Genomic DNA, 26,729 nt, shown 5'->3' on the forward strand with positions numbered 1-26,729 from the left:
TGTTAGAATTTTCTGAAATTTAAAACGATAAATTTAAGCTTACTACAGCTATAAAATAAATTTGCTCGTTAGAGCTGGTTAAAATAGAAGATAATTGAGTAAAAATAATTAATATGATATACTAAAATTTGAATAAATTAAAGTAAAGGGGCTATATTTTATGAAAGAATTTTTCCTAGGGGATATTGTTGAAATGAAAAAAGTGCATCCGTGTGGCAGTAAAGAGTGGGAAATAATTAGACTTGGAGCAGATATAAAAGTCAAATGTAATGGATGTGGAAGGATAGTTATGATTCCTAGGAGTAAATTTGACAAAAGAGTAAAAAAAATTATTAAATCTAATAAACCAGTTGAAGAATAAACTTGATTTCTGTAAAAATAAGTGATATAATAATTAATTGTGGTCCCTGCTATAAAGAAATTATTTTATAGCCGTTAGTCCAGAGGGAGGAGGTGAAAACATGAGAAATTACGAAACTTTATTTATACTAAATTCTTCAGATGAAGAAGCAGTTAAAGCAAATATCGAGAAATTTAAGGGTATAATTGAAACTAATGGTGGAGTGATTGATAATGTTGATGAATGGGGTAGAAGAAAGTTAGCTTACCCAATCAACAAAGTTAATGAAGGTTACTATACTTTAATTAATTTTCAATCAGAACCAGACTTACCTAGAGAGCTAGAGAGAAATTTCAAAATTGCTGATTCAGTTATGAGATACGTTGTTGTAAATCCTGAAAAATAGGCGGTGTATTTGATGAATAAGGTAGTTTTAGTTGGTAGATTAACTAGAGATCCTGAATTGAAATTCACACCAGGTTCTGGAAAAGCTGTAACTACATTTACAGTAGCGGTTGATAGGAGATTTAAATCACCCGGTCAGCCAGAAGCGGATTTTATTCCAGTTGTTGTATGGGGTAAACAAGCAGAAGCAACAGCTAACTATATGAGCAAAGGTAAATTGATATCTGTTGGTGGTAGAATACAAACAAGAAATTATGAAGCAAAAGATGGTACTCGAAGATACGTGACAGAAGTAGTAGCAGACGAAGTACAATTTCTTGAATGGGGTGGAAACTCTAACAGCAGAGATAACACATCAAATAACAGCGTTGGAAACACTTCAAATGGAAATCAGAATAAAACAAATTCAGATTATAGTAATTTTGGTTCTAGTGATTATAATGAAGAAATGATACCAATGGATGATGGTGACATTCCATTCTAAAAAAATAGGTAAGGAGGAATACGAATGGCTTTTAGAAAAGGAAATAATAGAAGAAAAAAGAAAAAAGTTTGTTCTTTTTGTGCAGATAAATCTGCTAACATAGATTATAAAGATGTTAATAAATTAAAAAAATATATTACTGAAAGAGGAAAAATTCTTCCAAGAAGAATCTCTGGAACTTGTGCTAAGCATCAAAGAGAATTAACTAAAGAAATAAAAATAGCAAGAAATATGGCGTTATTACCATTTTCTACAGACTAAAACGAAGCAGTGTCTAATGACGCTGCTTTTAATTTTTGTAATTTATTATCTATAAATGTTGCATATAACCATTAAAAAACCTACAATAATATTATATAAAAAATTATAATTATATAGTATTACTAAATAAAGGAATGGTGTTATGAAAAAAGAAGATTTTAATATAATTTCAAATATTAGATTAGTAGAACATATTAAGTCACAAATTTTATATGTGGTGGCAGATTTATTTAATTTATTATCAAAAGGAAGTCATATTGCAAAAGATTCCCTTGCCACTTGTATAGCTGGAGCAATAATACTATTCTATATACTAGGAGAAAAACTTGGATATTCTTATATCAAAATTGATGAAGAAATTAAAAAAAGTCTTCAGTTAGGAATAGATGAAGAAGATGAACTTGAAGCTAATGGTAAAAGCCTTTCAAATTTACAAAAATATTTTATCAAAAGGAATTAGTGGAGGAAACTATGAAAAAAAAGATAACTACTAAAGAGATAGTCGAAGCCAGTTTAATGTCGGCCTTAATATTTATAATTGCAATTATAAGTGTATATGTACCTTTTCTTACATCAATAGGATTATTCATATTACCTATTCCAGTAACAATAATATATATAAGATATGGTTTTAAAACATCTATACTTTCAGTTGTAACAAGTTTAATATTAATTGCTATATTGTATAACCCAATAAAAGCAATAATAGTAACAATCTCATATGGTTTAGTTGGTATTGTTTTTGGATTTTGTATAAAGAAAAAAATCAAACCATTAATGACTAATATGCTTCTTGCGATTACAAATATTATTGTAAATATAATTAGCTTCATGTTATATACTGTATTTATTTATAAAACAACTTTTATTCAGCAGATACAAGAATTAGTTAATATAAATAAAGAATCTATAGAAATAACAAAGGGTATATATGAAGGATTTGGTACGTCGAGCGCACAGTCATTAGAACAATTAGACCAATTACAAAATATTTTAACGGTACAAATGGTACTGACCATTATTCCTGCTACGTTGATACTAACCTCTTTAATTCAATCATTAATTAATTATAATCTTACAAGAGCTGTATTAAAAAAAATAAAAATAGATGTGTTACAAAAAATTAAACCTTTTGACCAATTATATTTATCTAATTTATTTACTGCTGGAATATTAATATTATGGTCCGTTGGAGTCCTTATAAATTACATAGGTATTTCTTTTGGGAGCTATCTCTCTAGTACAGTAATGTATTTAATGCTATTTATATTTGTTTTAAATGGAATAGCATCTTCTATTTATTATTTAAGAAATAAGCGAAAAATGAAGGCTGGAAAAGGATTAATCACAGTAATAATAATTTTTGCATTTATGTCTCAATTCGCTTTGAATATGTTTTTCTTCTTGGGAATAATAGATAGCATAATGGATTTGAGAAGACTTGATCCATATTCATTTAGGAAAAATAAAAAAGGTGAAAAAAATGGATGATAAATTTTTTAATCGTAACAATGTGATTTTTTCAGTAATGATAATAATTTTAATATTAGCATTTTTTTATCTTGAATATTATTTTATTGGGATTGTTTCAACAATAATATTTTTAATTTTAATAATATATAGCATAATTAGTGTGAAGAATGATAAAGAACATATGAAAGAGATTGTGGATATATTTTCTGAAAAAATAGATTTAGCAACAAGAAATACTCTTATTAATATGCCATTACCATTAATAATAATGGATTTTGATGATACAATACTTTGGTACAATGAGCCTTTTAAAAATACCTTTGAAGAAGACATAGTTATAGGTACTAAAATAAGTCAATATAAAATTGAATTTAAAAAAATCAATTTCAACTTGGATCATAAAATAGAACAAGAAGAGGTAGCTATTAGTAATCGCTATTATAATATAATAGGTAAAAGAGTAGTAACATCAGAAAGTAGAAAAAATAAAGATTTGATACTTCTATATTTCATAGATATTACAGAAAATAAAAAATTGATTATGAAGATAGAAGAAGAAAAAAATATTGTTTTTTTAATTGAAGTTGATAATCATGAGGATGTAATTAAATCAACAGAAGAAGATAAAATCCCGTTGCTAGTAGCTGAAATTGAAAGAACTATAAAAAATTACGCTATGAGTTTAAAAAGTGTACATATTAAGTACTCTGATAACAAATTTATCATATTAACTCAGCAAAAATATTTATTAAAAGAAATAGAAGATAAATTTAGTATTTTAGAAGATGTAAAAAATCTAGATTATGGTAATAATTTAAAAGCAACGCTTAGTATAGGAATAGGGATAGGAGGAGAAAGTCCTCTTCAAAATCACCAATATGCTATAGAGGCAATGGAACTATCTTTAAGTCGAGGTGGAGATCAAGTAGTATTAAAGGAAAAAGAAAATTTGAATTTTTTTGGAGGGAAATCTAAAGAGGTTGAAAAAACTAGTAGAGTTAAAGTTAGAGTGATTTCTCACGCACTTAAAAGTATAATACTACAGAGTAGTAATATTATACTAATGGGTCATAATACGCCTGATATAGACTGTATAGGTGCAGCTATAGGATTACGAAAAGCAATTGATTCATTAAATAAAGAATGTTATATTTACTTAAATGAAGAAAATGGTAGTTTAAAAAACTCATTGCGATTTATTTTTGAAGAAGAAAATTACAAGAATACTTTCATTAATGAAGAAAATTGTTTAAAATATATAAATAAAGGTAGTTTACTAATATTACTTGATGTAAATTCTGAATCATATTGTGAAAATCCTGAATTGATATCTCATTTTGAAAAAAAAATTATTATTGACCACCATAGAAAAAGTAAGGATTCAATAAAAAATGTTACACTATCATATATTGAACCATTTGTTTCATCGACAAGTGAAATGATAACTGAAATAATTCAGTATATTGATGAAAAAGCATCATTAGCTATAACAACAAGAGAAGCTAATTTTCTTCTAGCAGGAATAGTTGTTGATACAAAAAACTTCAATTTTAAAACAGGAGCAAGGACATTTGCTGCAGCAGCTTTTTTAAAAAAACATGGTGCTGACTCTGCTATTGTTAAAAAAATGCTATCAAGCAGTTTGGAATTTTACAAGAAAAAGGCTAAACTTATAAATTTAGTAGAAATACAAGATAATATAGCCTTTGTAGTATGTACTGATGAAATTAATGATAGTGTTTTAGGAGCACAGGTAGCGGATGATTTGTTAAATATTTCAGGAGTAGAAGCTTCATTTGTTCTTATGAAGGATGGAGAAAATGTTTTAATTAGTGGAAGATCTTATGGTAAAATAAGTGTACAGTTAATACTTGAAAATTTAGGAGGGGGAGGTCATTTTACAATGGCTGGTGCTAAATTGCAAGGATATTCTCCTATAGAAGCAAAAGAAGAATTATTGAAAGAAATAGATAAATATTTTGAAGGAGGAAATTTATAATGAAGGTTATATTACTTAAAGATGTTAAAGGAAAAGGTAAAAAAGGTGATTTAGTAAATGTGTCAGATGGATATGCTAGAAATTATCTTTTTCCAAGGAAATTAGCTAATGAAGCAACAGATAATAATATTCATATACTAAATACAAAAAATGAAAATGATAGAAAGAAAAAATTAGCCCAAATTGAAAAAGCACAAAAACTTGCTGATGAATTAAGAGATAAAGAAATTATTATAAAAACTAAAGCAGGAGAAAGTGGCAGGCTTTTTGGAGCTATAACAACTAAAGATATATCAAAGGAAATAAAAACAAAATTCAATGTAGATATTGACAAGAAAAAAATTGTGTCAGACACAATAAAGCAACTTGGTACTTATGAAATAGAACTTAAAATATATCCAGAAATATCAACAAAAATAAAGGTAATAATACAAGAAAATTAAAAAAATGCTAGAAGGGGGTACGCCTTGTTTATGCAGGGCTATAACTAATTGAAGACTGATGAATACACAAATAATGTAGTAGAAGATTTAATGGTTGATTCGCTATCAAATAATAAGGTAGTCGATTCATTAAAAGATGTAATGGAAAATATAATGGATACTAAAACTATTCGTTCAAGAATAATAAAATTTAAACTTAATAGATTTATAAATAGTGAAAATTATCATAAAAAGATATATGCAATAAACAAAATTGTTTCTGATGGAAAAGGAGTAGAAACTATACCAGATGAAAACAACTTTGAAGAATGTCTAAAAGATACAAAAACTTTACTTACTAATTTGATTGCTAAGAGATATGTTGAGAATTCAATAGAAAAAGAAGTAGAAAAAGCAGTAATGGATAAGCAAGAGAAATATATTGATGATGTTAGATTAAATATAATTAGAAAGAAAAAGGGAGCAGAAAACAGTAAAACCTTAAAAAAATATGAAGAACTACAAATACTTGATGAAACAAAACTATCAAAAAATATTCAAGCACTTTTAAGACCCCAAAATTTTTCTGAAATAGTTGGTCAAGAAAGAGCGGTTAATTCATTGCTTTCAAAAATTGCTTCACCATATCCTCAACATATTATATTATATGGACCTCCTGGAGTTGGTAAAACGACAGCTGCTAGATTGGCATTAGAAGAAGCTAAAAAACTTAAATATACTCCATTTATTGAAAAATCAAAATTTATAGAAGTAGATGGAACAACTTTAAGATGGGACCCAAGAGAGATTACTAATCCTTTATTAGGTTCAGTTCACGATCCTATATACCAGGGTAGTAAAAGAGACCTTGCAGATGTAGGAATTCCTGAACCAAAACCAGGACTTGTAACTGAAGCTCATTGTGGAGTGCTTTTTATTGATGAAATAGGCGAATTAGATGGAATACTTCAAAATAAATTATTAAAAGTATTAGAGGATAAAAGAGTAGAATTTTCATCATCTTATTATGATCCAGATGATGAAGCTACACCTAAATATATTAAATATTTATTTGAAAATGGTGCACCAGCAGATTTTGTTTTAATAGGTGCAACAACAAGAGAACCTAAAGATATTAATCCTGCTTTAAGGTCTAGATGTACAGAGGTATATTTTGAACCGCTTACAAGAAAAGATATTGAAAAGATAGTAATTGATGCAGCTAGTAAACTTGATTTAACACTTGAAGATGGAGTTGCTTCATTGATCAGCACATATACTATCGAAGGAAGAAAAGCTATTAATATTTTATCCGATGTATATGGGTATGTTTTATATAAGAAGAATGCAGTGAAAAAAAGAAAAACTAAAATAAGTTTGAAAGACGTAGAAGAAACAATATCTATTAGTAGATTGATTCCTTATGAAAAAATTAATTTCACAGAAGAAGAAATGGTAGGACATATATATGGTCTTGGTGTAAGTGGTTATATAGGGTCTACATTAGAAATAGAAACTTCAGTATTTAAAGCAAAAGAAGATGGTAAAGGAACAGTAAGATTTAATGATACTGCAGGCAGTATGGCAAAAGATTCTGTATTTAATGCGGCTTCAGTAATTAGAAAAATAACAGATAAAGATATTAGAGATTATGATATACATGTAAATGTTATTGGTGGAGGTAAAATTGATGGACCTTCAGCTGGTGCAGCAATAACTGCTTGTATAATTAGTGCTCTTACTAATAGAAAAATAAAACAAGATATTGCAGTTACAGGGGAAATTTCGTTAAGAGGAAAATTGAAACCTGTAGGAGGAATATTTGAGAAAATATATGGAGCTAGAAGAAAAGGTATCAAGACCGTAATTATCCCAAAAGATAACAATGCTGAAATACCACAGGGATTAGACGACATAGAAGTAATATCAATTGATAAGATTGAGGATTTACTTGAAATTGTTTTTAAAAAATAAATAAACTTTGGGAGAGATGAATATGGATGCGCCGCTAAGAAGCCTGCCTCATAATATTCAAGCAGAGCAGACTGTTATAGGGTGTATGCTTAAAGATAAAACATCCATAGTAAATGCTGCTGAGGCATTAAAAGAAGAAGATTTTTATAGAGATACTCATAAGATTGTTTATACGTCTGTTATAGAATTGTATATGAAAGATATTCCTGTTGATATGATAACACTAATTGAACATCTTAAATCAAAAGAAAGATTAGATATTGTTGGAGGAATAACATATATAACAGAAATCTTTAACTCAGTTATAACAACAATGAATTTGAATTCTTATGTAAAGATAGTAAAAGAAAAATCAGTACTAAGAAAGTTAATTATTGCATCTAGTGAAATTATAGAAGAGAGTTATGGTAAACAAGATGATGTTCCTTCTGTTCTTGATGGAGCTGAAAAAAGAATTTTTAATATATCTGAAAATAGGTCATCATCTGATTTTGAAGCTTTAAATACTGTTTTAGAAAAAGGTATTACAGATATTGAAGATATATACATTAATAAAGGTAAAACAACTGGGGTACCTTCAGGGTTTCCAGAACTTGATGCTAAAACTTCAGGTTTTCAAAAGGGAGATATGGTTCTTATAGCAGCAAGACCATCTATGGGTAAAACTACTTTTGCATTAAATATTGCTCAACATGCGGCTTTTAGAGAAGGAAAAAGTGTAGCTATATTTTCTCTTGAAATGTCTAAGGCTCAACTCGCTATAAAGCTTTTAAGTGCTGAGGCAAATATAGATATGTTAAGACTTAGAACAGGAGATTTAGGAGATGAGGACTGGGCGAGAATAGGAAGAGTTACAGGTCCTATGGCAGAAGCAAGAATTTATATAGATGATACTGCAGGTGTTTCTGTAATGGAAATGAGATCTAAATGTAGAAGACTTAAGATAGAACATGGTATAGATATGATACTAATTGATTACCTTCAACTTATGTCAGGTAGTAATACGGAAAGTAGACAGCAAGAAGTATCAGAAATTTCACGTTCAATAAAAGCTTTAGCAAAGGAAATGGAATGTCCTGTAATAGCATTATCACAGCTATCTAGAGCACCAGAGCAAAGAGCTGATCATAGACCAATGCTATCAGATTTAAGAGAATCAGGTTCTATAGAGCAGGATGCTGACCTTGTAATGTTCCTTTATAGGGATGAATACTACGATACAGAAACTGAGGATAAAAATGTAGCAGAATGTATAATTTCCAAGCAAAGAAATGGTCCTACTGGAACAGTAAAATTGGCTTGGTTAGGACAATATAGTAAATTTGGTAGATTAGATATAGTTCATCAAGAATAGAAAATTGCAAGAAAAAGTCCGCGTTTTGGGCTTTTTTTTTGTGTGAAAAAGTATTATTTGAATAAAAATAGGGGAATATAAGTTAAAAAGACGAATTAGTAATAAATCGATAGCTTAACATGGATTTAACATGGAGATAATATGGTCTTAACATAACAATGTTAAATTATTTATAGAAGCAAATTAATAAAAATTGTAATAAAAAAAATTAGAAATTTATTTTTCGGGAGGATTATTAAATTATGAAAAAAAGAGTATTAAGCGTTATTTTAGGAATGTCTTTAGCATTTGGGGTTGTAGGTTGCGGAAACTCATCAAATAACACAGCAAATAACACAGCAAATAACACAGCAAATAACACAGCAAATAATACATCAAATAACACAGCGGAAGAAACATCATTAGAAGGAACAGTAGCAATAATAGGATCTACTACTGTACAACCAATCGCTCAAGAAATAGCAGATGCATTTGCTGAAGTTGAAACTGGAATCAAAGTTGATATTCAAGGGGTTGGATCTTCAGCAGGTATTAAAGCTGCTAATGAAGGAACTGCTGATATAGGTACTGCTTCAAGAGAATTAAAAGAAGAAGAAGAAGGCTGGGGATTAACTAAACATGTAATAGCTTATGATGGTATTGCTGTAGTAATGAACCCTGCAAATGAAGTAGAAGGATTAACTAAAGAAGAAGTTACTAAAATATTCAAAGGTGAAATCACTAACTGGAAAGAAGTTGGCGGAGCAGATACTGAAATTTTAGTAGTAAGTAGAGAAGATGGTTCTGGTACTAGAGGAGCTTTTGAAGAATTAACTGATTTAGAAGGTGAAGATGGATCATTAGTTATGGATACAGCTGAAATTAAAGATGGTAACGGAGCTGTTAAAGCTTTTATAGCTGGTAATGAAGTAGCTATCGGATATGTTTCTCTTGGATACTTAGATGATACTATAAAAGCTGCTAAAATAGATGAAGTAGAATGTACAGTAGATAATATAGTGTCAGGAGATTACTCAATATTTAGACCATTATTAATGGTAACTAAAGGAGAAGTATCAGCTGAAACACAAGCTTACCTTGATTATGTATTAGGTACAGAAGGTCAAGAAATGGTAGCTGAAGACTATATACCAGTAAAATAGTAAATTAAAATTGAATATACAATTAAACATATGATAAAACAAATGATGCAGTAAAAATTGGAACAAGGGATATGTATTAGACACAGTTTAATACATATCCCATTATTGATGTAAAGCTATTATTAGAATTTTTAAATAATTTCAGGAGGGGATGAAATGCAAAAAGGGGAAACACTTATAAATTCTGAGTTAATACATGAAGAAGAAAACTCCCGTTTTGACCTTTCAACAAATAAGAAAAAAGATATTATAGAATTAGTTTGGAAGTACATTTTTTTATTTTGTGCAAGTATTGCAATACTAAGTGTTTTTACAATTACTATATTTATATTTGCAAAAGGAAGTCCAGCTATTTTTGAAATTGGTATTTTTGATTTTTTGTTTGGCATGGAGTGGAAACCTTCAGCAGATACTTTTGGTATTTTTGCAATGATTATAGGATCTGTTTATGCTACATTAGGGGCAATAGTAATAGGTGTTCCCATAGGGGTTTTAACAGCTGTATTTATTGCAGAATTGGCACCAGATTGGATGGCAAAAATAATTAAGCCTGCAGTTAATCTATTAGCAGGAATACCTTCTGTAGTGTTCGGTTTTTTTGGTCTTATAGTAATTGTTCCATTAATAAATAAATTGCCAGGTAGTGGAAGTTCGGGTTCAAGTTTGTTAGCTGGATGGTTTATTTTAGGAGTAATGGTTTTACCTACAATAATAACAATTACAGAAACTTCAATAAGAGCAGTACCAAAAGAATATAAAGAAGGATCATTAGCTTTAGGTGCTTCTCATATTCATACTATATTCAAGGTAATGATCCCAGCAGCAAAATCAGGAATCATAGCAGGTGTTGTTTTAGGTATTGGTAGAGCAATTGGTGAAACTATGGCAATCATTTTAGTTTGTGGGAATACTGTTCAAATACCTTCCTCTATATTTGATAGATTCAGGCCTATGACTGCAAATATAGCACTTGAAATGGCATATGCATTTGGTATACATGAAAGAGCTTTATTTGGAACTGGCGTTATATTGTTTATATTTATTATGATACTTAACTTTATTTTAAATTCCTTAACAAACAAGGCAGGTGATAGATAATGAAATCAGCAAAAAGTACTAAGGATAAGGTAATAATGGGATTAATTTATCTGTCTACAGCTTTGACAGTAGGGGTATTACTATGGATAATAGGATACGTTGTTATAAATGGTGTAGGAGAAATAACTTGGGAGTTTTTATCCACTTCACCAAAAGGGGAAGAGGGTGGAGTACTTCCTATGATAGTTAGTACTTTATATGTTGTTTTGCTATCTTTACTTATAGCAACTCCAATTGGTATAGGGGCAGCTATTTATCTTGTAGAATATGCTAAACCAGGTAGATTAGTGAGAGCGATACGTTTTTGTACTGAAAGTTTATCGGGAATTCCATCAATTATTTTTGGATTGTTTGGTATGATATTTTTTAACACAGTTTTAGGATTAGGATTTTCTTTGTTGTCTGGTTCTTTAACAGTAAGTATTATGATTCTTCCTACAATAGTAAGAACAACAGAAGAAACCCTTAAATCAGTACCAGATAGCTTTAGAGAGGGCAGTTATGGACTTGGGGCTACTAAGCTAAGGACAATAGTAAGAATAATTTTACCTTCTGCAATACCTGGTATTTTAGCGGCAATTATTTTAAGTATTGGTCGTGTAGTTGGTGAAACAGCAGCACTTTACTTTACAGCTGGTATGGTTCCTAGAATGCCAACTGCAATAACAGATTCAGGTAGAACCCTTGCTATTCACATGTATTTACTGGCAAAAGAAGGGATTTCATTTGAAAAAGCTTTTGCTACAGCGACAGTACTTATAGTTTTTGTTGCAATAATAAATTTTGTTGCAAATAGAGCAGCTAAAGCTTTGAATAAACTAAATAAATTATAGATTAGTATTATATTTAAATATCATGAAATAATTCTAAAAATGGAGGAAGAATAGATGAAGAATAGTAAGTTCTCGATAAAAGATCTTGATTTATACTATGGAGATTTTCAAGCATTAAAAAAATGCAATCTTGAAATACCAGAAAAAAAAATAACTGCATTTATAGGACCGTCAGGTTGTGGTAAATCTACATTCTTAAAAACTTTAAATAGAATGAATGATTTAGTTGAAGGATGCAGAATTGAAGGCGATGTAGTATTAGATAATGAAAATATTTATAGTAATGTAGATGTTATTAAGTTAAGAAAAAGAGTAGGTATGGTATTTCAAAAACCAAATCCATTTCCAATGAGTATATATGACAACATTGCATACGGACCAAGAACTCATGGGATAAAGAGAAAAGCAATTCTAGATGAAATTGTAGAAAAAAGTTTAAGAGATGCTGCTATATGGGATGAAGTTAAAGATAGATTAAAGAAAAATGCATTAGGTTTATCAGGTGGTCAGCAACAAAGAATATGTATAGCAAGAGCATTAGCTACAGAACCAGAAGTTTTACTAATGGACGAACCAACATCAGCATTAGATCCAATATCTACATTAAAAATAGAAGATTTAGCTGCAGAACTTAAGAAAAAATACACTATAGTTATAGTTACTCATAATATGCAACAAGCGGGTAGAATATCAGATAGAACTGCATTTTTCTTACATGGAGAAATAGTAGAAGTTGATGATACAAATGTAATATTTAGTAATCCACGAGATAGAAGGACAGAAGATTATATTACAGGAAGATTTGGATAAATAAAAGAAAGGGTGGTTTAAATGGTTATACGTCAAGAATTTATAAATGAGTTAAAACATATTAACGCTTGTTTAAAAGAAATGGGAAGAGCAATAGAACAATCAATTGATGATATGCTTGAAGCATTACTAAATCAAGATATTAAGTTAGCAAAGCAAGTTATTATAAATGATGATAAGATAGATGCGCTAGAAGCAAAGATAGAGTCTGAATGTATAGGAATAATAGCACTTCAACAACCAATAGCTAGTGATTTAAGAATGGTAGCTTCTGCACTTAAAATGATAACTGATTTAGAAAGAATAGCAGACCATTGTGCAGATATTTCTGAATATACTATAAAACTAGCGGGGACACCATATAAAAAGCCACTAGAAGATATTCCTAAAATGGCGTTGCAAGCAAAGAAAATGGTCAATGAAATAATTGATAGTTATATTGAACTAGATGTTGAAAAAGCTAAAAAGGTAATGGAACAAGATGATATTGTAGATGCTTATTTTGCAGAAATAGTTAAAGAATTAACTGGAATGATGAAAGAAGATAGTAAATTTGTGGATCAAGGAACTTACTTACTATTTATTGCAAAGTATTTAGAAAGAATGGCAGACCATGCTACTAATATAGGTGGATGGATAATTTATAATGTAACAGGAAAACATTAAAAGAAACAAAATTAAAAGTGAAGTGTGAATTGATTTAGCAGTCAATTAAACACTTCACTTTTTAGTTTTCTATATTAGTTTTATAGAATTATAATTCGTTAATATTTACATTGTAAAGCAAACGGAGTTGAACTAAAGCACAACCTTCAATTGCAGTAATATTATTTTCTTTGCAGTAACTTAGAATTTCATCACTCTCAGCACCAGGTTGAATAAGAACTTTATCGATACCAAGTTTTTTTGCTTCTTTCATAAAATCAATTCCGAATTTTGGATTTATACAAAGATCAATACAATCAATTTTGTCAGGTACATCACTCATTGATTTAAAAGATACACCTGTTTTATCAGTTGGATAAATGCCAAATGTGTTAAAACTAGCTTTTTCCAGAGCTTTTTTTACTTTATAAGCATATTTATTTTCTTTTGTAACACTGCCAACAACGGCCCAGTTTTTGTATTCAAATAGTTCATTTATTTCCATATAGACACATCCTTTTTTATTTATTATACGTCAAAATAGTTAAAAATAAAAGAAGTTAAATTTGATCAAAATGGTTTGAATTTATTAAACATAAACACAAAATTCATATATATTTAACATAGCATTGTAAAATAAATCAAGAATAATGATATAATTACTATATATTAAAAAATGGAGATGATTTCATTGGTGAAAAATATAGCACATAGAGGAGCATCAGGATATTTCCCGGAAAATACAAACATTTCTTTTTTAAAAGCAATAGAAATGGGAGCAACAGGAATTGAAACAGACGTTCATTTGACCAAAGATGGAGAACTTGTTTTGATTCATGATGAGAAAGTTGATAGGACAACTAATGGAACTGGATTTGTAAAAGATTTAACTTATAAGGAAATTAGGGAGTTAGATGCAGGTTCATGGTATGATGAAAAATTTAAGAATGAAAAAATACCACATTTAGAAGAATTATTAGAAATAATAGCTAAAGAAGATATTATTTTGAACATAGAATTGAAAAATAATATAGTTCAATATAAAAATATAGAAGAAAAAGTAATCAACCTTATATATAAATATAAAGTTGAAAAAAAGATTATTATTTCGAGTTTTAATCATTATGCAATAAGAAAATGTATAGAAATTGATAAGAATATAGATACGGGATTATTGTATGTATCAGGAATATATAAGCCATATAAGTATGCAGCAATAGTCGGAGCTAATTACATACATCCTTATTTCTATGCTATTATGGATAAAGATTTAATCAAAGAGACTAAAAATAAAGGTATAGGTATTAATGCTTATGGAGTTAACAACCAAGAACATATGAAATTGTTGGTACAATATGGTGTTAGTGGAATAATAACTGATTATCCAGACTTACTAGAGGATATACTCAATAAAAAATCATAAAATTGCTATTTTTACTATAGGCATTTTGTTAAAAAAGTAGAAATATAACTCGATTAATAGTATAATTGTAAAGAAAGAGTAATATTTATCATATTTTTGATTATAATATAAGTTGATGTCTACAGAGGATAAAGGTGGTTATTAAAGTGTCAAGTCTGAGGAAAAAAACAGAAAAATGTGATGAATATTCTGTAATGATTATACCAGGTAAATATGGTAAAGTTAAGAATCTCAAAGTATCTAAATGGGTTCTCAGAGCTTTTTTAATTATTAGTATAGTTTTTTTTGTATATTTAGTATTTTTGTTTATAGATATGAAAAATGCTGAAAAAGAATTAAAAAATATGGATTCACTTGAAACTAATGTTAAAAGATTAACTGATGATAATAAAGTAAAAGAAGAAGAATTAGGCGAATATCATAATGTAGAGGATGAAATCAAAGATAAATTACAGAAAATCGAAGAACTAGAAAAACAAATACAGGAAAAAATGGAAAGCACAAATGACTTAAAAGAAATTGAAATAGTAAAACTTACGTATGGTGAGATGAATGATGAAATTATAGATCTTAGTTACTCACAATTACCAGAAAAGCTAGATGAAAAGATTGAAGATTTAAAATGTATAATGGATGATGTAGAAGCTGTTAAGAGAGACAATGATAGAATTCCTACATTGATGCCTGCTACTGGAAATATAACCAGTTATTTTGGATATAGATCTAATCCTTTCTCAGGGGGTGGAAGCGAATTCCACTCAGGAGTAGATATCGCAAATAGCACAGGAACTGAAATTGTAGCTACAGCTGATGGATATGTTATTCAATCAGGAGTAAGTTCTGGCTATGGCAATTTAGTAGCAATTGATCATAAAAATGGATATGTTAGTTATTATGGTCATAACTCATCTTTAGTTGTTAAAGAAGGTGAATGGGTGGAAAAAGGTCAACTTATTTCCTATATGGGAAGTACAGGAAGATCAACAGGTCCACATGTTCATTTTGAAATAAGATTAAATAACACACCAATAGATCCAATAGAGCTATTAAAAGGAGGTATTTAAATGTTTTCATCATCAAAGAAAAATAAAAATGTTTCAACAACAGGTGCTGGTACAATTGATACAGTGTTAGGGGTTTCTTCAAGTATGGAAGGGAACATTAATTCAAATGGTATTATTAGAATTGATGGAAAATTTCATGGAGATATCACTACAAAAACAGATATTATAGTAGGAGAACAAGGGTACATAAAAGGAAATATTAAAGCTATTAACGCAAGTATTTCAGGAAAAGTTGAAGGCAATATTAACTGTAAGGGTTTATTAGAAATAATGACAACAGGAAGAATATTTGGTGATATTGAAATTGCTTCAATATCAATAAATGAAGGAGCAATGTTTAAAGGTAGCAGTAGAATGATTACAACTGTAGAAGAAGATGAAGAGGATGAAAAGCTTCTTATAGAAAGTCCGGATTTTGATGAAGATGAAGATGAAGAGGGAGAAACTATTATAGAATAGTTGTAGAGTTATATATGAAGGGTATTATAGATAGATTTGAAGGGAATTTTGCTATTGTTGAGTTAGATAATGGAGAAATTACTAAAATACCAATGAATATAATCCCTATTGGGTTAAAAGAAGGACAAGTTTTAAAAATTAAAGATGTGATTGAAATTGATTATAAAGAAACTGAAAGAAGACAAGCTGAAATTAAGAGAAAAACAGAAGAATTATGGGATGATTAAAATAATAAGGACTGCTATTTAGCAGTCCTTATTATTTTATCTTATTTGACCATTTCCGTTTATCAAGTATTTTGTTGAAGTAAGTTCTTTTAATCCCATAGGACCTCTGGCATGTAATTTTTGGGTACTAATACCTATCTCTGCACCAAATCCAAATTCTGAACCATCTGTAAATCTAGTTGATGCATTTATATATACTGCAGCAGAATCTATTTCAGCTAAGAATTTTTCTGCATTCCTGTGGTCATTAGTTAGTATAGATTCTGAGTGTTTTGTACTATACTTGTAAATATGGTCTATTGCTTCATCAATACCCTCAACAATTTTGATTGATAAAATTAAATCAAGATATTCTGTTGACCAGTCTTCTTCAGTAGCTTTATTTATTGAAGAAATATACTTTAAAGTTTGATTGCAACCACGTATTTCTACTCCCAGTTCTTTTAAAGAAGGTATTAACATTGGAAGAAACTTCTCAGCAATTTCTTTATGAATTAATACTGTTTCTATAGCATTACATACAGCTGGTCTTTGAGTTTTTGCATTAATAATAATATCTACAGCATTTTCTAAGTAAGCTGTTTTATCAACAAAAATATGACAATTACCGACGCCTGTTTCAATAACTGGAATTGTTGAATTATTTACAACCGCATTAATTAGTCCAGCTCCTCCTCTTGGGATTAAAACGTCAACATATTTATTTAATTTCATCAAAACATTAACAGCTTCTCTATCAGTTTGCTCAATAAAATTTATACAACCTTTTGGTAATCCTGATTTTATAGCTTCTTCCTCTAAAATTTCAGCAATTTTAATATTAGAGTTTATAGCTTCTTTTCCACCTTTAAGAATGACAGTATTTCCAGACTTCAAGCATAATGCTGATGCATCAACTGTAACATTAGGTCTAGCTTCATATATAATACCAATAACTCCAAGTGGAACTCTTACTTGGTTGATTTTTAAGTCGTTTGGTCTTTTCCACATTCTAATAGATTCACCTATTGGGTCATCAAGATTGGCAACTTCATTTAGTCCTAAAGACATATCTTTAATTCGTGCTTCTGTTATAAGTAATCTATCTAGTAAAGATTTAGAAAGTCCGTTTTTAATTCCATTATCCATATCTAATTTATTTGATGAAAAAATCTCTCCTTTTCTATCAATTAAAGCTTGCCCCATAGCTAATAACGCTTTATTTTTTGTATTAGTATCAATTGTAGCCATTTTTCTTGAAGCTTGTTTTGCAATCATGGCTTTTTCGGTAACATATTGTTCTATATTCATTAAATAATCCCCCTTTTACAAAAGCACCATATTATTGGTATGAATTACAACACGATAGGTTATAAAACCAATGTTTTCTTCAATTTTGTCTGAATTAAGTCCCATAATTAGATTAATATTTTTTGAATTATAATTTGCAAGACCTCTAGCAATTTCGTTTCCATCGAGATCACAGACAGAAATTATATCTCCTTCATTAAATATACCTTCAACAGATACTATTCCTTTTGGTAATAAACTTTTATGTTTTTTAACTAAGGCATACTGTGCTCCCTTATCTATGAGAACAGTTCCACTAGGTTTTGTACTAAATTTAAGCCAGTGTTTTTTAGCGTTTAGATGGTTCTCTTCTTTGATAAATAAAGTACCGATTTTATTGCAATCCATTATTTTATTTAATACATCTTTATCCTGTCCATTTGCAATAATGGTAGGAATTCCTGAAGCTCTAGCTATTTCAGCAGCTTTTATTTTTGTAGTCATACCTCCAGTGCCTAATTTTGAATTTGAGCCACTTGCACAAGCGACTATTTTATCATCAATATTTTCTACAGTAGAGATTAAGTTTGCATTTGGATTATCACAAGGATTACTATCATATAGACCATCAATATCTGTAAGTAGGATGAGTAAATCAGCATCAACTACGCTGGCTACCATTGCCGATAGAGTATCATTATCTCCAAACTTTATCTCATCTACAACTATAGCATCATTTTCATTTATGATAGGAATAACATTAGAATCTAAAAGAGCAAAGAAAGTATTGCGAATATTTAAAAACCTATCTCTATCTGAAGTATCCTCTTGAGTAAGTAAAAGTTGTGCTCCTATTTTTCCATATTCAGATAAAAACTTTTCATACATATGGATTAAAACACCCTGTCCAACAGCAGCTGCAGCTTGCTTTTCCGGTATTGTTTTAGGCCTCTCTTTTAATCCTAATTTACCTATACCGGCACCGATAGCGCCTGATGTAACTAAAATGACTTCTACACCACTATTATGAATATTTGCAAGCTGACGAACTATATTTTCTATTCTTGAAAGATTTAATAGACCGGTAGAATGAGTTAGTGTTGATGTTCCAACTTTTACAATTATTCTTTTAACATTGTTCAATTGCTGTTTTCTAGTTTTCAATATAATAATCCTCCTTCCTAAATAATCACAAAAAGTATTATTATTATAATATAGTTTTTTGTATATTAATACAATACATTTTTTAGTACCATTATAAAAATAGGGTATATTATATAATACTATTCATATCCAATGTCAATAACCTATTAAAACAGAGTGAAAAATTAAAAAAGAGCCCTAAGGCTTATAATTACTCAATTTGATGGGATTTTAAGAAAATAATAATGTAATTTATTAATGCTATTAATGAACTAAGAATAGCTATTAATAAAAACCTATAGCCCAATTGATTATTATATATAAGTAGTACTATTGATAAATAGAATAATGAAGTTGATATTTTACCAAAAAAATTAGAAGATATTACTTTGCCATTTTTATATAGAATTATTCCAGAGGAAATCATAAAAAATTCTTTTATAGATATAAAAAGTAATATCCATAGAGGTATTAAATTATTAATAACAAGGCAAACTAAAACACTAACTAGCATTAATTTATCTGCTAAAGGGTCTAAAACCGTACCATATACGGTAATAAGATTATATCTTCGTGCAATATACCCATCAGCTATATCTGTAAAACCTGCTGTTAGAAAAATAAAAATTGCTATAATAATATTATTTTGCATAGGTGAAAAAAATACTAAAATAAAAATTGGAACTAAAATAAGTCTAATTGTAGTTAATATGTTTGGAATATTTATAAGATCACTTCCTTAATTACTTATTGCAGGTACTACTATATTATGTCCGCACAATTAAAATAATAATCAAATTAAAAATTAATGAAAAAATGAAATAACGAATTTTAAGCAATAAAAACACAAAAACATTCGTTAGCTATATTGATTTTACTATTCTTGTCTGTTACTATGTTATGGGAGGGATGAATGTGGATAATAATTATGATGTGGTTATCATAGGAGCTGGTCCAGCAGGAATATTTACAGCACTAGAAATCACAAAACTAAACCCAGAATACAAAGTTTTGATAATAGATAAAGGAAGAAATATTGAAAAGAGAAACTGTCCAGCAAGGAAAACAGGTAAATGTGTTCACTGTAACCCATGTGGTATTACATTTGGATGGTCAGGTGCCGGAGCATTTTCAGATGGTAAACTATCATTAGCACCTGAAGTAGGTGGAAGAATATTAGAATATTTTGATGAAGATAATGCACAGGAATTGATAAATTATTGTGATAATATATATTTAAAGTTTGGAGCAAATGACACGATTCATGGTTTAAATAATGATAGAGTAGAAGAAATCAAATATGAAGCAAGTAAACATAATATAAGGTTAGTAGAATGTCCTGTAAGGCATTTAGGTACAGAATTAGCCTATGACGTTTTGAAGGGTATGTATGTGCATTTAATAAATGAAACAAATACAGAGTTTAAAGAGCTTACAGAAGCTGTAGAACTTATAATTGAAGATAAAAAAGCTGTGGGAGTTAAATTTAAAAAGAATGAAATAATTGAAGAAGCAAGAGCAACCTATATTGTTGTAGCACCAGGTAGAGGTGGTGCAGAATGGCTGACAAATGAAGCCAAGAAACATAATATTTTTACTAAAAATAATGCTGTTGATATAGGGGTAAGGGTAGAGGTTCCTAATGCAATTATGGACCATTTAACAAAGGATTTATATGAAGCTAAACTAGTATATTTTTCTGATACTTTTGATAATAAGGTTAGGACTTTTTGCATGAATCCAGGTGGAGTTGTTTCAGAAGAACACTACGATGGTGAGATAGCTGTTGTAAATGGACATAGTTACTCTCAAGAAAAATTGAGAACACAAAATACTAACTTTGCAATGCTTGTTTCTACAACATTTACTGAGCCTTTTAATCAACCTATTGATTATGGTAAATATATTGCACAACTTGGGAATATGTTAACAGGTGGACCGATTATGGTTCAGAGATTAGGAGATCTTCTTAATGGAAGAAGAACAAACGATTCAAGACTAAAAAAATCGACTACGGTACCAACACTAAAATCAGCTATTCCAGGTGACTTGAGTTTTGTTATACCACAAAGGCATTTAACATCAATAGTCGAAGCTCTAAAAGCCTTTGATAATTTAGCTCCAGGTTTGTATAGTAAAAATACATTATTATATGGAGTAGAGGTTAAGTTTTATTCAAGTAAATTTGAAACAAATAAGAAATTTGAAACAGAAATTGAAAATCTTTATACAATTGGTGATGGAGCAGGAATTACAAGAGGATTAATGCAAGCATCTGTCACTGGTGTTGTTGTTGCAAGGGATATTACAGATAAAAATAATAATAAATAATATAAAATCATGATGGAAGTGAGGAGTTTTTTATGTCATCATTTATAGTAGTTGGAGCTCAATGGGGAGACGAAGGTAAAGGTAAAATGACAGATTATCTTGCTGAGGATGCTAATGTAGTAGTTAGATTCCAAGGCGGAAATAATGCAGGACACACAGTTGTGGTAGGGGAGGCTGAATACAAGCTTCACTTAATACCATCAGGAATACTTTACGATGATAAAATCAATATAATAGGTAATGGTGTAGTAGTAGATCCAAAGGCTTTATTAGAAGAAATGAAGTATTTAGAAGATTTAGGAATTAATATTAATAGTGCAAAATTAAAAATAAGTGATAGAGCTCATTTAATAATGCCGTATCATAGAATTTTAGATGGTTTGAAAGAACAAGCTAGAGGTAAAAATGATATTGGTACTACTAAAAAAGGTATTGGACCTTGTTATACAGATAAAGCAGAGAGAAGTGGTATAAGATTTTCAGATCTTATGCATCAAGAAGTTTTCGAAAGTAAACTAAAAGAAAACATAGAAGATAAAAATAAAATAATTTCATTATATGGTGGAGATACTTTAAAGTATGAAGAGGTACTAGAAGAATTTAAAGAATACGCTGAAATATTAAAAGATTATGTAAGCGATACTTCAGTTATAATATACGATAATATTAAAGGTAAAAAAGATGTGTTATTTGAAGGTGCTCAAGGAACTTTATTAGACATTGATCAAGGTACATACCCATATGTTACATCATCTAATACAACAGCAGGTGGTGTATGCTCAGGAACAGGTATAGGACCTACAATGATAACTAATGCAGTAGGTATAGCTAAAGCATATACTACTCGAGTTGGTAAGGGACCATTTCCAACTGAACTAGAAGGAGAAATGGGCGATTTAATTAGAGAAAAAGGTCATGAGTACGGGGTTACAACAGGTAGAGCAAGAAGATGTGGATGGCTTGATTTAGTTATTTTAAAAAGTTCAGCTAGAATTTCTGGATTAACTAGTTTTGCTGTTACTAAAATAGATACTTTAGCAGGAATAGATAAAATAAAAGTATGTGTCGGCTATAAATTTAATGGTAAAGTAATTGATTACTTCCCAGCAAGTTTAGAAGATTTAGCTGAATGTGTACCAATATATGAAGAGTTTGATGGTTGGGATGAAAAAATTGAAGATGCAAGAAGTTATGATGAATTACCTGAAAATGCAAAAATATATCTTAAGAGAATAGAACAATTTACAGATACAAAAGTTTCAATTGTTTCTGTAGGACCAAAAAGAGATCAAACTATGAAAATATCTGAAATTTAATAATAGCTTAAAAAAAAGACCACTTAGTGGTCTTTTTTTTGATAATACTGTTAAGAGTGAGTAAATTGTACATTATCAAAAAAATAATGTCTAAAAATTAAGAGTTCTTTAAAATATAGCTACTCTCTAAGAGAAGAAGCTATACTTTTAGCAGACTGCATGCCAGAGGCCCATGCCCAGTGGAGATTATAGCCACCACAATCACCATCTATATCTAGTATTTCTCCTGCAAGATAAAGCCCAGGAGTGATTTTAGACTCTAAGGTGTATGAATTTACCTCAGAGGCATTTACTCCTCCTACAGTTACTTGAGCATTGTTAAAACCATTAGTAGCAGTGATTTTAAATTTCCATTCTTTGATGAGTTTAAGTAAATTTTTTTTCTCTTGGTATTCTAAAGACCAGCAAGGTTTATGAATATCTCCAATACCTGCATCTTTTAAGATTATAGGAATAATTTTCTTGTTAATAATGCCAATTAAGGAGTGGAATATACTTCTATATGAAAAAACACCCCATTGATTTTCAAGAAAAGCATATAAATCTTTTTCAGAATAATTTGGCATCATATCTATAGCTAATTGTAAGTTGCTATTTTTAGAGATTTCGAGGCTAACAGGTCTACTTAATTGTAGTATTGGCGGACCGGAAATCCCGTAATCTGTGAAAAGAATTTCACCAAAATCTTTTTTAATGAGATCATTATTTACTAATAATGAAGCAAAACCATCAAATTTTACTCCTGAAATTGACTTAAGTTTTGGATAATCTAGTTTCAATTGAACTAAAGCGGGCTTTGGGTATATTATAGTGTGTCCAAGTTTCTTTGCAAGTAGGTACCCTGATCCATCTGATCCTGTTTTTGGATAAGATTTTCCACCCGTACAAATTAAAAGTTTACTACATGTAAATTTCTCTTCATTTCCGCAAGTTATAATAAAAGTTTCTTTTGATTTACTTATATTAATAATATTTTGATTACAATATACAGGAATCTGCCTCTCTTCTATAGACATCAAAAAAACATCTACTACAGATGAAGCTTGTAGCGACATAGGGTACATTTTGCCTTCGTCCAACGTAGTAATACTTAAACCAATAGAAGAAAAAAAATCTTCTATTGTTGATGGCGAATAGTTTTCTATTATTTTATTAGGAAAAGAAGAAAGGCTACTATTATAGTTCTCATTAGTAAGATTACGATTTGTTAAATTGCATCTTCCATTTCCTGTAGTTAATATTTTTTTACCTATACGAGAATTTTTTTCGATGATGGCCACATCTATGCCCAGATCTTTTGCCGTTATTGATGCTGTAAGACCTGAAGGACCACCTCCGATTATGAGTAAATCATGATACAAAATAACATCTCCTTTTATAAGCTAGTTATTACTAGATATGTTTTAAAATATTGTTAATCTCTATATTAATATTTATAGAATAAAGCTATTAGCTTAATAATTCTGTGAAGTAAAGTATGAGTTTTCTATACAAACAAATCTATAAAAAATATTCTTATAAATAGTTTTTATAGATTTATTCTATTGTAAAAATTAAGATATGTAAATAATATAATAGAAATAGAAATAATTAAAATACCATTATTAGTAAATTAAATAAAATATATACTAATAAATAAATTAAATGTTGAAAAAGAAGCTATTTATAAGTATAATCAAAATAACATTAGAAAAATCTAATGTTACTAACAACATAAAATAATAGGAGGCATATATATGATTACTAAAGATATGACTATAGGGGAATTAGTAAGACAATTTCCACAAAAAGCAGAAATTCTTATGCAATTTGGTATGATGTGCGTTGGATGCCCATCAGCACAAGGTGAATCTATAGAAGAAGCAGCAATGGTTCATGGAATGGATTTACAAAAATTATTAGATGCATTAAATGCATAAATCAACTACTAAAGATAAGACAGCGCTATTGCGCTGTCTTATTTCATATGTATTTCAGGGGGATAAAATATGAGTGGAGTTATTACAGAAAAAGAATTTGATATTCATTATTCCGATGTAGACCTATATAAAAGAGCTAAAATAACAAATACAATAGATTTTTTTAATGATATTGCTGCTTATCAAAGCGAAATACTTGGCATAGGAATTGGTTATTTAAAAGAAAATAATTTTGCGTGGGTAATATTAAAATGGGAAATTGAAATAACAAAATTACCTAGGTATATGGATAAGGTTGTAGTAAGAACTCAACCAGTAGGAGCCAAGAAATTTTATGCTTATAGAAATTTTGAAATAAGAGATTTAGAAGAAAATATTTTAGTTAATGCAAAATCACTATGGGGTCAAATAGATATTAAAAATATGAGACCTATACGTATACCAGATAATATGCTTGAGCAGTATCAAATAGAGGATAAAAAAGTTGGACCTCTGAAATTTGATAAAATTAGAGAGTGTAAGAAAATAGATAATTCAATTACATTTAAAATAAGATATGGGGATATTGATACTAATGGACATGTAAATAATGAAAAATATATTGCATGGATGATTGAAAGTGTACCAAAAGAAATTGTAGTAGGCTATTTATTGACTAAATTAAAAATTAATTATAAAAAAGAAACTAAATATGGTGAAGAAATTAAAGTTTTAAGCGAAATAAATAAAGAAAACAATGAAATTGTATGTGTTCATAAAATAATTGATTTAATTGGACAAGTAATAACAGTAGGTGAAAGTCATTGGATAAAGGAGGAAATCAAGTGAAAGATATTAAATTAATTAAAGCAAAAGGAGAAGATTTAGATAGCGTAAGAGAATTATTTTTAAAGTATGTAGAATCACTTCCATTTAAACTAGATTTTCAAGATTTTGATAAAGAATTTAAAACTTTACCAGGTAAATATGCGGAACCATATGGTACAATTATATTAGCTATGCAGAATAAAAAGCCAGTAGGGTGTATAGCCCTAAGAAAATTAGAAGATAATATTTGTGAGATGAAAAGATTATATGTAAAACCAGAAGAAAGAGGCAATGGAGTAGGTAGAAAACTAGCAGGAGAAATTATTGAGCAAGCAAAAGAAAAAAAATATAAAATCATGAGATTAGATACGTTAGTTTCAATGAAAAGTGCAGTTGATCTATATAAACAATTAGGTTTTAAAGAAATAGGTCCATATATATATAATCCATTAGAGGACGCATTATATATGGAACTTGAAATTAATTAGTAAAGATATAAAATAAAACTGGAGGCGTTATTATGTTAAAAATATACGCAGTATCTGACTCTATAGGTGAAACAGCAGAACTAGTTGCAAGAGCAACAGCAAATCAATTTAATCATCCTATAAATGTTAAGAGAGTTCCATACATTAAAGAATTTCAGGATGTAAACAATTTTATTAATAGTATAGATAATTCTAAAGATTGCATGGTTGTGTCTACTATTGTATTGGTTGAAATAAGGGAATTTTTGGTAGAGAGATGTATTGAGAAAGGCATACAAATAGTTAATATATTAGGACCTTGTATTGGTACTGTATCTAGAATAATTAAGACTTTTCCTAACTATGACCCAGGAGCTGTATGGAAAATTGACGAGGAGTATCATAAAAAAATAGAAGCTATGGAATTTGCTATGCAATATGATGATAGTAAAGATAATAGTGGTATTAAACATGCTGATGTGGTCTTAGTAGGATTATCAAGGACATCAAAAACACCACTATGTATGTATTTAGCTAACAAAGGAATTAAAGCTCTTAATGTTCCCTTAATGCCAGAAGTTACAGTTCCAGAAGAATTATTTCAAATAGATAGAAAAAAAGTTATTGGTTTAACTATAGATCCTATGCAATTAATAGATATAAGAAAACATAGAATTAATAGATTAAATGCTGATTATAATCATACAAAAAGAGAAATTGAATATGCCAATGCAGAAAGAGTTCTTGAAGAACTAGAATTTTCAGAAAGAATTATGAAAAGACTTAGATGTCAGATAATAGATGTTACAAAAAGAGCAATTGAAGATACAGCCCTTATTATAATGGAAAGTTTAGGAATAAACCAAAGGATTTAAATTAAAAAGCAAAAAAAAATTTAAAAATATGTTGACATTGCTTTAAATTTATTGTATTATAAACTTCGTCGGGTTACGCAGGAAATACATTGGCAAACGACATATAATTATTTGGCCCCTTGGTCAAGCGGTTAAGACATCGCCCTTTCACGGCGGTAACAGGGGTTCGATTCCCCTAGGGGTCACCAA

The 26,729-nt window shown here is 29.3% G+C and carries 30 protein-coding genes and 1 tRNA gene; 26 read left to right on the forward strand and 5 right to left on the reverse strand.

The features are described 5' to 3' along the window. The first annotated feature begins 160 nt into the window (after nucleotides 1-160). The 15 genes from ACVHXK_RS15485 (at nucleotide 161) to phoU (ending at nucleotide 13,261) form a co-directional block, all read left to right on the forward strand. Nucleotides 161-361 carry a DUF951 domain-containing protein gene (locus tag ACVHXK_RS15485; protein WP_461207320.1) on the forward strand — a complete coding sequence of 67 codons (201 nt, stop codon included), beginning with the start codon at nucleotides 161-163 and terminating at the stop codon, nucleotides 359-361. Nucleotides 362-461: 100 nt separating this feature from the next. After that, nucleotides 462-746, forward strand: coding sequence for a 30S ribosomal protein S6 (gene rpsF, locus ACVHXK_RS15490; protein WP_461207321.1), 285 nt, complete (start codon nucleotides 462-464; stop codon nucleotides 744-746). A gap of 12 nt (nucleotides 747-758) precedes the next feature. After that, nucleotides 759-1,229, forward strand: a complete 471-nt coding sequence (locus ACVHXK_RS15495; RefSeq protein WP_461207322.1) for a single-stranded DNA-binding protein — start codon at nucleotides 759-761, stop codon at nucleotides 1,227-1,229. A 24-nt stretch (nucleotides 1,230-1,253) separates the two neighbouring features. Beyond that, nucleotides 1,254-1,490 carry a 30S ribosomal protein S18 gene (gene rpsR / locus ACVHXK_RS15500; protein WP_461207323.1) on the forward strand — a complete coding sequence of 79 codons (237 nt, stop codon included), beginning with the start codon at nucleotides 1,254-1,256 and terminating at the stop codon, nucleotides 1,488-1,490. 142 nt (nucleotides 1,491-1,632) lie between these two features. Then, nucleotides 1,633-1,950, forward strand: coding sequence for a MazG-like family protein (locus ACVHXK_RS15505; RefSeq protein WP_461207324.1), 318 nt, complete (start codon nucleotides 1,633-1,635; stop codon nucleotides 1,948-1,950). A gap of 11 nt (nucleotides 1,951-1,961) precedes the next feature. Beyond that, a complete protein-coding gene (locus ACVHXK_RS15510) occupies nucleotides 1,962-2,981 on the forward strand; it encodes a YybS family protein (protein WP_461207325.1) in 1,020 nt (339 codons plus the stop codon). Then, the gene (locus ACVHXK_RS15515; RefSeq protein ID WP_461207326.1) at nucleotides 2,974-4,962 is read left to right on the forward strand and encodes a GGDEF domain-containing protein; all 1,989 of its coding nucleotides are present in this window, start codon (nucleotides 2,974-2,976) and stop codon (nucleotides 4,960-4,962) included. The genes ACVHXK_RS15510 and ACVHXK_RS15515 overlap by 8 nt, the downstream gene beginning before the upstream one ends. After that, nucleotides 4,962-5,405 carry a 50S ribosomal protein L9 gene (rplI, locus tag ACVHXK_RS15520; protein ID WP_461207327.1) on the forward strand — a complete coding sequence of 148 codons (444 nt, stop codon included), beginning with the start codon at nucleotides 4,962-4,964 and terminating at the stop codon, nucleotides 5,403-5,405. Before ACVHXK_RS15515 ends, rplI begins: the two co-directional genes overlap by 1 nt. Nucleotides 5,406-5,495: 90 nt before the next feature. Further along, entirely contained in the window at nucleotides 5,496-7,358 is a 1,863-nt protein-coding gene (gene lonC / locus ACVHXK_RS15525; protein WP_461207346.1) for a Lon family ATP-dependent protease, read from the forward strand. A 22-nt stretch (nucleotides 7,359-7,380) separates the two neighbouring features. Further along, the gene (locus ACVHXK_RS15530) at nucleotides 7,381-8,712 is read left to right on the forward strand and encodes a replicative DNA helicase (RefSeq protein ID WP_461207328.1); all 1,332 of its coding nucleotides are present in this window, start codon (nucleotides 7,381-7,383) and stop codon (nucleotides 8,710-8,712) included. Nucleotides 8,713-8,954: 242 nt separating this feature from the next. Continuing rightward, nucleotides 8,955-9,854 carry a phosphate ABC transporter substrate-binding protein gene (locus ACVHXK_RS15535; RefSeq protein WP_461207329.1) on the forward strand — a complete coding sequence of 300 codons (900 nt, stop codon included), beginning with the start codon at nucleotides 8,955-8,957 and terminating at the stop codon, nucleotides 9,852-9,854. Nucleotides 9,855-10,010: 156 nt separating this feature from the next. Then, entirely contained in the window at nucleotides 10,011-10,952 is a 942-nt protein-coding gene (gene pstC, locus ACVHXK_RS15540; protein ID WP_461207330.1) for a phosphate ABC transporter permease subunit PstC, read from the forward strand. Continuing rightward, nucleotides 10,952-11,785: a phosphate ABC transporter permease PstA gene (pstA, locus tag ACVHXK_RS15545; protein WP_461207331.1), complete on the forward strand. Its 834-nt coding sequence runs from the start codon at nucleotides 10,952-10,954 to the stop codon at nucleotides 11,783-11,785. Before pstC ends, pstA begins: the two co-directional genes overlap by 1 nt. A gap of 54 nt (nucleotides 11,786-11,839) precedes the next feature. Then, entirely contained in the window at nucleotides 11,840-12,595 is a 756-nt protein-coding gene (pstB, locus tag ACVHXK_RS15550; protein ID WP_461207332.1) for a phosphate ABC transporter ATP-binding protein PstB, read from the forward strand. Between the two features lie 21 nt (nucleotides 12,596-12,616). Then, nucleotides 12,617-13,261, forward strand: a complete 645-nt coding sequence (phoU, locus tag ACVHXK_RS15555) for a phosphate signaling complex protein PhoU (protein WP_461207333.1) — start codon at nucleotides 12,617-12,619, stop codon at nucleotides 13,259-13,261. 88 nt (nucleotides 13,262-13,349) lie between these two features. On the opposite strand, the gene ACVHXK_RS15560 is transcribed toward phoU, so the two are convergent. Then, complete coding sequence (locus ACVHXK_RS15560; protein ID WP_461207334.1) at nucleotides 13,350-13,745, reverse strand: CoA-binding protein; 396 nt, start codon at nucleotides 13,743-13,745, stop codon at nucleotides 13,350-13,352. A 177-nt stretch (nucleotides 13,746-13,922) separates the two neighbouring features. Between ACVHXK_RS15560 and ACVHXK_RS15565 the strand changes: the two genes are divergently transcribed. The 4 genes from ACVHXK_RS15565 (at nucleotide 13,923) to ACVHXK_RS15580 (ending at nucleotide 16,413) form a co-directional block, all read left to right on the forward strand. Continuing rightward, nucleotides 13,923-14,663, forward strand: a complete 741-nt coding sequence (locus ACVHXK_RS15565) for a glycerophosphodiester phosphodiesterase (protein ID WP_461207347.1) — start codon at nucleotides 13,923-13,925, stop codon at nucleotides 14,661-14,663. A gap of 146 nt (nucleotides 14,664-14,809) precedes the next feature. Next, nucleotides 14,810-15,727: a peptidoglycan DD-metalloendopeptidase family protein gene (locus ACVHXK_RS15570; RefSeq protein WP_461207335.1), complete on the forward strand. Its 918-nt coding sequence runs from the start codon at nucleotides 14,810-14,812 to the stop codon at nucleotides 15,725-15,727. Further along, nucleotides 15,728-16,186, forward strand: coding sequence for a bactofilin family protein (locus ACVHXK_RS15575; protein WP_461207336.1), 459 nt, complete (start codon nucleotides 15,728-15,730; stop codon nucleotides 16,184-16,186). Between the two features lie 14 nt (nucleotides 16,187-16,200). Beyond that, a complete protein-coding gene (locus ACVHXK_RS15580) occupies nucleotides 16,201-16,413 on the forward strand; it encodes a DUF3006 domain-containing protein (RefSeq protein WP_461207337.1) in 213 nt (70 codons plus the stop codon). A 36-nt stretch (nucleotides 16,414-16,449) separates the two neighbouring features. Here ACVHXK_RS15580 and ACVHXK_RS15585 read toward each other — a convergent pair whose 3' ends face one another. The 3 genes from ACVHXK_RS15585 to pgsA form a co-directional block, all read right to left on the reverse strand. Then, nucleotides 16,450-17,703: a glutamate-5-semialdehyde dehydrogenase gene (locus tag ACVHXK_RS15585; RefSeq protein WP_461207338.1), complete on the reverse strand. Its 1,254-nt coding sequence runs from the start codon at nucleotides 17,701-17,703 to the stop codon at nucleotides 16,450-16,452. Nucleotides 17,704-17,718: 15 nt separating this feature from the next. After that, nucleotides 17,719-18,849, reverse strand: coding sequence for a glutamate 5-kinase (gene proB / locus ACVHXK_RS15590; RefSeq protein ID WP_461207348.1), 1,131 nt, complete (start codon nucleotides 18,847-18,849; stop codon nucleotides 17,719-17,721). Nucleotides 18,850-19,036: 187 nt separating this feature from the next. Next, nucleotides 19,037-19,552, reverse strand: coding sequence for a CDP-diacylglycerol--glycerol-3-phosphate 3-phosphatidyltransferase (gene pgsA, locus ACVHXK_RS15595; RefSeq protein ID WP_461207349.1), 516 nt, complete (start codon nucleotides 19,550-19,552; stop codon nucleotides 19,037-19,039). Between the two features lie 188 nt (nucleotides 19,553-19,740). On the opposite strand from pgsA, the gene ACVHXK_RS15600 reads away from it, so the two are divergent. Both ACVHXK_RS15600 and ACVHXK_RS15605 read left to right on the forward strand, forming a co-directional pair. Beyond that, nucleotides 19,741-21,156 carry an NAD(P)/FAD-dependent oxidoreductase gene (locus ACVHXK_RS15600; protein ID WP_461207339.1) on the forward strand — a complete coding sequence of 472 codons (1,416 nt, stop codon included), beginning with the start codon at nucleotides 19,741-19,743 and terminating at the stop codon, nucleotides 21,154-21,156. Between the two features lie 32 nt (nucleotides 21,157-21,188). Next, complete coding sequence (locus tag ACVHXK_RS15605; RefSeq protein ID WP_461207340.1) at nucleotides 21,189-22,472, forward strand: adenylosuccinate synthase; 1,284 nt, start codon at nucleotides 21,189-21,191, stop codon at nucleotides 22,470-22,472. Between the two features lie 119 nt (nucleotides 22,473-22,591). On the opposite strand, the gene ACVHXK_RS15610 is transcribed toward ACVHXK_RS15605, so the two are convergent. Continuing rightward, a complete protein-coding gene (locus tag ACVHXK_RS15610) occupies nucleotides 22,592-23,833 on the reverse strand; it encodes a BaiN/RdsA family NAD(P)/FAD-dependent oxidoreductase (RefSeq protein WP_461207341.1) in 1,242 nt (413 codons plus the stop codon). Between the two features lie 375 nt (nucleotides 23,834-24,208). On the opposite strand from ACVHXK_RS15610, the gene ACVHXK_RS15615 reads away from it, so the two are divergent. The 5 genes from ACVHXK_RS15615 to ACVHXK_RS15635 all read left to right on the forward strand — a co-directional run bounded on the left by ACVHXK_RS15615 (nucleotide 24,209) and on the right by ACVHXK_RS15635 (nucleotide 26,728). Further along, nucleotides 24,209-24,391 (forward strand): DUF1858 domain-containing protein, encoded by a 183-nt coding sequence (locus ACVHXK_RS15615; protein WP_461207342.1) that lies wholly within the window; start codon nucleotides 24,209-24,211, stop codon nucleotides 24,389-24,391. Nucleotides 24,392-24,460: 69 nt separating this feature from the next. Then, on the forward strand, nucleotides 24,461-25,219 hold the full coding sequence (locus ACVHXK_RS15620) for an acyl-[acyl-carrier-protein] thioesterase (protein WP_461207343.1): 759 nt from the start codon (nucleotides 24,461-24,463) through the stop codon (nucleotides 25,217-25,219). Further along, complete coding sequence (locus ACVHXK_RS15625; RefSeq protein WP_461207344.1) at nucleotides 25,216-25,686, forward strand: GNAT family N-acetyltransferase; 471 nt, start codon at nucleotides 25,216-25,218, stop codon at nucleotides 25,684-25,686. Before ACVHXK_RS15620 ends, ACVHXK_RS15625 begins: the two co-directional genes overlap by 4 nt. A gap of 32 nt (nucleotides 25,687-25,718) precedes the next feature. Then, on the forward strand, nucleotides 25,719-26,540 hold the full coding sequence (locus ACVHXK_RS15630) for a pyruvate, water dikinase regulatory protein (protein WP_461207345.1): 822 nt from the start codon (nucleotides 25,719-25,721) through the stop codon (nucleotides 26,538-26,540). A gap of 113 nt (nucleotides 26,541-26,653) precedes the next feature. Beyond that, a tRNA-Glu gene (locus ACVHXK_RS15635) sits at nucleotides 26,654-26,728 on the forward strand. The last annotated feature ends 1 nt before the right edge of the window (nucleotide 26,729 follow it).

This window comes from Clostridium sp. DL1XJH146 (genome assembly GCF_054819755.1).